Source organism: uncultured Veillonella sp., from assembly GCF_938010505.1.
Taxonomy (GTDB): Bacteria; Bacillota; Negativicutes; order Veillonellales; family Veillonellaceae; genus Veillonella.
The window spans coordinates 1-1,161 of sequence record NZ_CALLVP010000075.1; the positions used below are offsets into that span (position 1 = coordinate 1).

Below are 1,161 nucleotides of genomic sequence, written 5' to 3' on the forward strand. Positions count from 1 at the left end.
ACCTTAAATGCCCTTCGTTGCATTCAAGAAGGCTACACCGCATGGGAAGCTAAACAATAAAGGAGTTCTATGTTTGATTTAAATCCGGTTCAGATATTAGCAAGTATTCCTGCTATTATGATCGTTTTTTCTATTTTTGGCTATGCAGAGGCAAAGGTAGCAACTTGGTTTGGTGATCCAACGCCACGTCTGGCGGGACGCCTCACATTGTCACCAATGGCACACCTTGATCTAATTGGTACCATCTGTATTATTCTTGTTGGCTTTGGTTGGGCAAAACCTATGTCAATTAATCCATCTTACTTTAAAGATCCACGACGTGATATAAGCTTGCTTGCCTTTGCAGGTCCTGTGGCAGGTCTTATAGCAGGCTTTATATTCACCTTTATATATATGCTCCTTGGAAAATTAGGCCTCATGGAGTCCCAAGGTCTTGCCATGGTTATGCAATATATTATTTTATATAGTATTGGCTTATCAATCTTCTGTTTGATTCCGTTCCCACCATTGCCTGGTTTTAATATTATCTTGCCGTGGTTGCCTACAGAGTGGCAGATGAGATATTACCAATTAGGGATGCTTAATTTGTTATTCTTTATCATTCTTATTAACACACCCATTATTTCCATGGTTATTCGTCCATTACAACAAACGATATTTAAAATCTACTTTGCCATTATTGGGCTCATACTATAATTATATTTTGTGAAAGTTTCTACCATAAAGATAATATCTTTATGGTAGTTTTTTATAGATAGATTTAGCTTATCTCTACATATAATGTATTTGTAAATTTTTCCCGTTTTTTTATAGTAACAATTTTACTTTTGACTGTTCTTTGGATTTTATATTAAAAACTATCGATATAGTTCCTCGATTGTGTTATACTAAGTACAGAAATCGTAAATTTTCGATATATTAATATTACAGTGTATTATTAGATACTATCGATAGAGTAAATTGATCCGCTACATCAATATGTAAATCAATACACTAAATCGACACGTAAATCGATATATTAAATCGATCCAGTATATAGATATTCAAGTGAATAAAAGAGGAATTACATATGAATTTTGAAGAAAACCAAGTGCCAGAGGCGATTCTGGACAAGCTTACAAAGGTGTGCACTTGCCGTAGCATTACGCGCAAAACGATTAA

The 1,161-nt window shown here is 34.5% G+C and carries 1 protein-coding gene and 1 pseudogene; both read left to right on the forward strand.

The features are described from left to right. The first annotated feature begins 69 nt into the window (after positions 1–69). The gene (locus tag Q0507_RS04280; protein WP_004698228.1) at positions 70–696 is read left to right on the forward strand and encodes a site-2 protease family protein; all 627 of its coding nucleotides are present in this window, start codon (positions 70–72) and stop codon (positions 694–696) included. Between the two features lie 373 nt (positions 697–1,069). After that, positions 1,070–1,161 (forward strand): annotated as a pseudogene (locus Q0507_RS09745) ((2Fe-2S)-binding protein); the annotation flags it as partial.